General features: G+C 61.5%; 5 protein-coding genes. 2 read left to right on the top strand and 3 right to left on the bottom strand.

Going from position 1 to position 5,846, the window contains the following annotated elements; all coding sequences use genetic code 11:
* Positions 1 to 278: 278 nt before the first annotated feature.
* The gene (locus ON20_RS36850) at positions 279 to 1,352 is read left to right on the top strand and encodes a hypothetical protein (protein ID WP_157229017.1); all 1,074 of its coding nucleotides are present in this window, start codon (positions 279 to 281) and stop codon (positions 1,350 to 1,352) included.
* 16 nt (positions 1,353 to 1,368) lie between these two features.
* On the opposite strand, the gene ON20_RS26285 is transcribed toward ON20_RS36850, so the two are convergent.
* The 3 genes from ON20_RS26285 to ON20_RS26275 form a co-directional block, all read right to left on the bottom strand.
* Positions 1,369 to 2,157 carry a nucleotidyl transferase AbiEii/AbiGii toxin family protein gene (locus tag ON20_RS26285; protein ID WP_040839834.1) on the bottom strand — a complete coding sequence of 263 codons (789 nt, stop codon included), beginning with the start codon at positions 2,155 to 2,157 and terminating at the stop codon, positions 1,369 to 1,371.
* 73 nt (positions 2,158 to 2,230) lie between these two features.
* The gene (locus ON20_RS34965) at positions 2,231 to 3,388 is read right to left on the bottom strand and encodes a type IV toxin-antitoxin system AbiEi family antitoxin domain-containing protein (RefSeq protein ID WP_083865275.1); all 1,158 of its coding nucleotides are present in this window, start codon (positions 3,386 to 3,388) and stop codon (positions 2,231 to 2,233) included.
* A 384-nt stretch (positions 3,389 to 3,772) separates the two neighbouring features.
* Entirely contained in the window at positions 3,773 to 4,816 is a 1,044-nt protein-coding gene (locus ON20_RS26275) for an FAD-dependent oxidoreductase (protein WP_169332378.1), read from the bottom strand.
* A gap of 235 nt (positions 4,817 to 5,051) precedes the next feature.
* Between ON20_RS26275 and ON20_RS26270 the strand changes: the two genes are divergently transcribed.
* A complete protein-coding gene (locus ON20_RS26270; RefSeq protein WP_281032910.1) occupies positions 5,052 to 5,597 on the top strand; it encodes a biliverdin-producing heme oxygenase in 546 nt (181 codons plus the stop codon).
* The last annotated feature ends 249 nt before the right edge of the window (positions 5,598 to 5,846 follow it).

The raw sequence follows: 5,846 nt of genomic DNA, 5'->3' as shown, positions 1-5,846 counted from the left end.
AATTGTACATAAAAGGGCGATTCGCTTTTGTTGAACAACCGGGCTTTACGACATGTTTTTTGAACAGTAACCGATTTCGGTTGGCCTGGGCGTTCCCGCACCGGAGCCCGTTTCGGCCCGAGTGTTCATAAAACGTTCAATTATTGAACACTTACTTCGTGGTGTGGCGTGGCGGGGGCGACCACCGTGTGGGCAAGCGAGGCACGCGCGAACACCATATTGTTTTGCGCTCAGACGGTTTGGGGTGGCGACCCGAGAAAGCTTCATAAACTGCCAAGGTGGCCGACGTTGACAGAATCCTTGCTCTCACTCGTAAAGCCTTGGATGAGTTCGAAGCTCCCCAAAATGGGATCGCTGGGTTGGTGCGCCAAGCTCACAGAGTAGCCGTACTGCGCCATGACTACAGCGCGCAGGTATGGCTAAGTCAACAGCTCGCCGATTCCCAGCCGAGTGAAGTGGGGAAGGAGCAACTTCAGGAGCTGAGGCGCCAGCTTGTCACCTTGCTTGGAGAAGAGGCCGGGCGGGAGGAGTACGCCCGACAGTGCAGACGCTATCTCGGCGAGCGGTTGATCGAGGATGGAGACAGCGTAGACGCGCGATCTATCGATGAGCTTGAGCAGCACCTCGCTCAGATAGAGCAGTTCCTCGCGGGGCTGGTGATCCCCCCGAACCTGGCGCCTCTTGACGCCGGGTTGCGACTTCGGGACCACGACATGGCTTACGAGAGACTGAATCCGAAGGTCACAGAGCTGCGAACACGCATCGGCCGGATACGTCAAGGCGTACATGAATACCTGGTCAAAGCCGAGGCTGAACTCGAATCGGGGCGCCGCGAATCGGATTTCTTCGGGCATGTACAAACACGTATCAATGCGTTGCTCAGCCACTACGCTCCCGAAGCGGCGGCGAACTTCGTAGGTGCGCAGGAGCGCATAACCCGCGGCGAATCAGAAGACATCTCACACGCGCTCACCTCTTGCCGGCGAATGATCAAATCTCTGGCTGACGCTCTTTACCCTGCTACCGACGAGACCATCACAGGCCTGGACAACATCCCCCGCAAGATGGGTGATGACCAGTACCGGAACCGCTTGGTGCAGTATGTGCGGGAGAAGGTGGGCAAGCACAAGAACGGCGCTGTCCTACAGGCGGTTCTCACTGATCTGGGTGGGCGACTGAGTGCGTTGGATGCTCTCGCCAGTAAGGGCGTCCATGCGGAAGCGTCATTGAACGAGGCCTATACCTGCATTGCCCAGACTTATCTCCTGGCGGGTGATCTCCTTAGCATCGCCGACGAGACCTCCCCGTTTCTCCAGGCAGATGCTGAGGTCACCGATCCGCCAGGCCAATAAAGTTGGCGCCGACCGGTCAGGAGGGAACGGGGACCGTGTCCCAGCATCGTGCTTCAGGGTTCCACCAGCCTGCGGTGCGGGTGCCATCCAGGAGGGGGTCCACGCATCGGCCGAGATAGGACAATGCTGCGTCGAGTTGGCAGAGCTCTGTGGCGAGGACGGTGTTGGCCGCGAGTTTGGGATACTCGGTTACCCACCTGGGTCCCGGCGGGTAGATGGCAGTTGGGAGGTCGAGCGCGTCGCGGCACTCACGTTGTTTGTCCAGCGCTGCGCAGGTGAGCGCGGCGTCGAACCCGAAGTTGCTGATGATCAGGAGCAAGTCGGCCAAGTCACGCCATCGTGTCGAGGGTGCCTGCTCTGGGCCGTGGAATTCGTACATGGCGGCCAGTTTGTCGGCGATCTGGTCGGCCAACGGATAGCAGGAGAACGGCGGCGGCGGGTCGAGGTCAGGGATCTCGATGACCTGTCTCGGTGAGACGCGGTCGATTTCGCCGATGAGTTGCCGCCCTGCGGTGAGGTCGATCGGGAAGTGCTGGAGCGCATTGGCGCCGAGGTACGGTACGGCGCGCAGCTGCCACACATCCTCGCGGCGGGTTTTCACGTCCAGACTGAACGTGAAGCGGTCGCGTGGGCCAGCTGTCTCCACGAGACCGCGTAGTTCCTGAAATGCCTGTTCCACGTCGGTTTCGGGGTGAAGCAGGTCGAGGTCTCGACTGTGGCGAGCACCGGGAAGGCGGACCAACAGCCCTGTGCCACCCTTAAGGATCCACGATACGGTCGGGTCGCTGAATATCTTGGCCAGCATTCGCTGCATGAAGAATTCGCGATGCAGCTCGGCGGTCGGCCGCCTCAGTGCATGCGCTTGCTTCCTGAGCCGCTCATTGATCGCTCTTTGGAGTCCGCTGTCCGTCTGGTACTTCGGCGTCACTGCCTTCGTCGCCCTCGCTGTCGCCCTTGCCGGTCTTCTCGGCTGGAGCGCTGCGCGGGACCGGATCCTGCATGGACTCGGCCATGCGGCTCAGCGCTCTGTCGGAGATGTTCTCGAAGACCTTACTGCTCAGGCCTTCTCGTACCGACCCGGTCAGGGCATCGAGTGCGGACCCGGTTGGGAACTTGATCGAAGCAAGCATGTTCTCGACCGCGGGCAGTGGGAGCTTGATCTGGGGGATGAGCAGCTCGGCGATCCGCTCGTTGTGGCGGGCGAGAACAGCGTCTATTCCTGGATAGCTTGCGGTGACAAGGTCCTGGAACAGCTTTGCGCGTGCCTCATCTGTGAGTCCCCCAAATGCTCGCTGGTTCATCTGGTGCATGGTCGCCGCGCGGCGGGCCGCCGCCTCGGCAGCCGAGTCGTAGTGGCCGAGGTCACGCGTCAGTGATCTGGTGGCTTCGGGTATCCCAGCCTGGCCGATGAAGTCGCGGACCAGGGCGGCTCCGTCACCGATCTGCATACCGTAGCGGTGGGCGAAAGGACGTAGGGCTTTCGCGAGTTCGTCCCGTGTGACGTCACCGGTGAGGATGGCGTCTCGGACGATGGTGGCCAGGTGTCCTCCATCGGTTCCGTCATCGGCGAGGTCGACTACCGTGCGCAGCGGCCGGGTGACCGGCAGGCCCTCGACAAGATGCCAGTCCGTGCGGGCGAGTTCGCAGATCCGGAACCTTACATCGTGGCTGCGGGTGCTGCGCCGGCGCTGCACCGTGAACTCGTGGACATCAGCGTCGATATCTCCCAGTTCCTGGAGCCGGGCTGCGGAGCGATGTGACACCACGCCGACCGGGACCTCGTCGGTGAGCCGGTCGCCGGCCATGCGCTTGGGTTCCAGTGCCAGCCACTCGGCGCGGATGGGGTCCGCCGGGGATTCCGGGGCGCCTGTCAGCCGGTACACACCCTGCCGTATGCGGGTGATCAGCTCGGCGTCGGCCAGTCGCTTGAGCTGCTGGGCAGTGAACCCCAGTTCTCCTGCCTGGGCAGAAGTGAACAGCCCCCATTGGGCGCCTGCCAGATCGGCAAGCTCAAGTAGTCGTTCATCTCTTGTCATACGTCAAAAATACCACTCTTATCGTCAATCATGACGCACTGAATAAGATAATTGACGATAGAAATGATATTTTTGACGTAATAGAAACAACCTTTGTTGTTCAGTCGGGGCGCCGGTTCTCGACCATCGTTACCCTCTGAAAGAAAGGTCAGCGCCGGAACAGCTGCCACCATGACCGGCGACGGTTGGCGCGGCCTGCATCGACCGTTCTGGGCTCGTCCGCGGCCTCAAGGAGCTCTCGGGGTGCGGGGAACATTTGCGCGAAAAGTCACGTCAAGCCGCTACCGCAGATAAGAGTCACTATCTGCGGTAGCTCTGGTGCCGACCTGGGCAAATGTTCCCGCCAAGTGGTGCTGACACCGCGAATTATCTGCGGTAGCGGACTTACCGCTGGATTTCGGCCGCTTGGACCCCCTGTGCCAGATCCAGTTCGTCGGCGGTTACCCGTGGTGGTGGCTGTGCTGGGGTCCACCGATAGGCGGCGCGGGCTATCGGGCGGCGGGTCGTGGTGAAGGTTTCCAGGCCGGCGACCAGGTCGTCGGTGTGGTGCAGGCTTCGGGCCAGGACGATCGCGTCCTCGATGGCGGAGGTGGCGCCTCGGCCGGCCGCGGGCGAAACAGCGTGGGCAGCGTCGCCGATCAGCACGGTGCGGCTGTCGTGCCAGGGTCCTTCGGGTTGTAGGTCGTACAGGGCGATCGGATCGCTGATATCGGAGGTATCGATCAACTCGCCGACGGGGGTGGTGCGCAGCGGCTTCCACATGGTCGTTTCCTCGACGGTGCTGCTCGGTGTTTCTGCGTGGTGTCGGCTGAACCAGAAGGATCCATCGCGATCGTCACCGACGTAGCCGACCACTCCGAACGGATGCGTCCAGAAATACAACACTCCCGTCGATAGCGCCTCGGCCGGAGTCGGGTGGTGACCGTAGCGGATGATCTCACCGGTGTATGCCGGTTGCGTGAGATTGTTCAGGGCCCGCCGGGTCGCCGATCGAGCGCCGTCGGCGCCGACGACCAGGTCCGCCGTGAGATCCTCGACCCCGGCCGTGACACCGTAGTGGCTAAAAATCCCCACGGTATCCAGCCGGTCTCGCAGGACCGCGAGCAGATCCCGCCGCCACACATGGGTGCTCGGCCACTTGTGGGTGGGCTCGTACCGCGTGAACTCGTCGGTCCTGCCCGTTTGCACATCAGCGATATGGATCTTGAAAACCGGGAACCCGACGTCTCTGACCCTCTCCCCCACACCGAGCCGGTCGAACACCGTCATCGCTGCCGGTCCGAGGGTGACCCAGCCACCGATGTCGGCCGAACGTGGTTCCGTTTCGAAGAGGCCCACGGTTATCCCGATTTCGGTAAGCGCCAGTGCCGCACTGCATCCGGCAATCCCACCACCGATAACGGCCCCGTGTATCTCTGAAGAATTCACCCGCCGAGAGTAAAACCGACCTAACGACAGGCAACACTCAAATATTCCCAGGGATGGCAATACCATCGCCTTTTCTCAAGGTAAGTGACGGTATCTTCACTCCCCGAAGATCAGTAAATCTCGCAAGGGTGCCACCTAAATGAAACGATTATCAAATACCGCTCTTGTCGGTGAAGCCGGGTGAAAAATGACCTCTGACTCGGAAACATCTCGGGGAGGTCGACGTTCGCACCGGTTGTTACGACTCACCCGTGAGCAGCACCATCGCCTGGAGCGCCTGGTTGCGAGCAAGGAGCCCTTCGGCAACCGGGACAACTTCGCTCGCTTGGTAGCCGCCCAGTACCTATTCCAGCGTGACCTTCGACCGATCTATCACCGTGAGGCACTGACCCACCTGTTCCCCGACCTGGCCGCGCGTTCTCGCGTCGAAGCGGCACGCATCGATCTGGCCGCCCTCGGCCACGCCGTACCCGAAAGCAAGGCCCGCAGACCCACAGCCGGGCTACCCCAGGCCGAGGAGCTGGGCTGGCTGTTCGTTTCCGAGGGCTCGAAGCTGGGTGCGGCCGCCCTGTTCAAAAGAGCCGCAGCACTGGGCCTCGATGAGAACTCCGGCGCGCGCCATCTCGCCGATCCCGAGGGCAGACGCGACAGAAACTGGAAAACCTTCGTCGCGGTGTTCGACACCATAGAGTTGAACGACGAGGAGGAACGCCTTACCGCCAAAGGCGCCGGCGATGCCTTCGACCATTTCGGTGAGCTCATCGAGCGCTCATTCGCCTGAGTAAGCGCCCGAGAAATCCTGCTTATCGGCGGTCAGGAATCGCACGCATGTTCGAGCAAAACCCTTGGGAGCAGTTCCTTTCCAGTAGGGGGTCGCCGTAGTATTCGCCGAAAATCGGGCGGATATGCCCCATCTCCCGACAAGGACGCTGCCGAACGTTCCCGGCCCTCTGTGCGGCTATGGACGAGCCACACAGAAGTCGACCGAGGACGAAGCCGAAGGCAACTACATCGCCCGTGTTCGGTGGTT

Origin of the sequence: Nocardia brevicatena NBRC 12119 (assembly GCF_000308495.1) — a bacterium.
Classification (GTDB): domain Bacteria; phylum Actinomycetota; class Actinomycetes; order Mycobacteriales; family Mycobacteriaceae; genus Nocardia; species Nocardia brevicatena.
This window is presented reverse-complemented; position numbering and strand designations above follow the sequence as displayed.

Coding starts and splice junctions, on each gene's coding strand:
- ON20_RS26285 (WP_040839834.1), bottom strand. CDS start 2,157: ATGCTGGCCAAGATATTCAGCGACCCGACCGTATCGTGGATCCTTAAG.
- ON20_RS34965 (WP_083865275.1), bottom strand. CDS start 3,388: ATGACAAGAGATGAACGACTACTTGAGCTTGCCGATCTGGCAGGCGCC.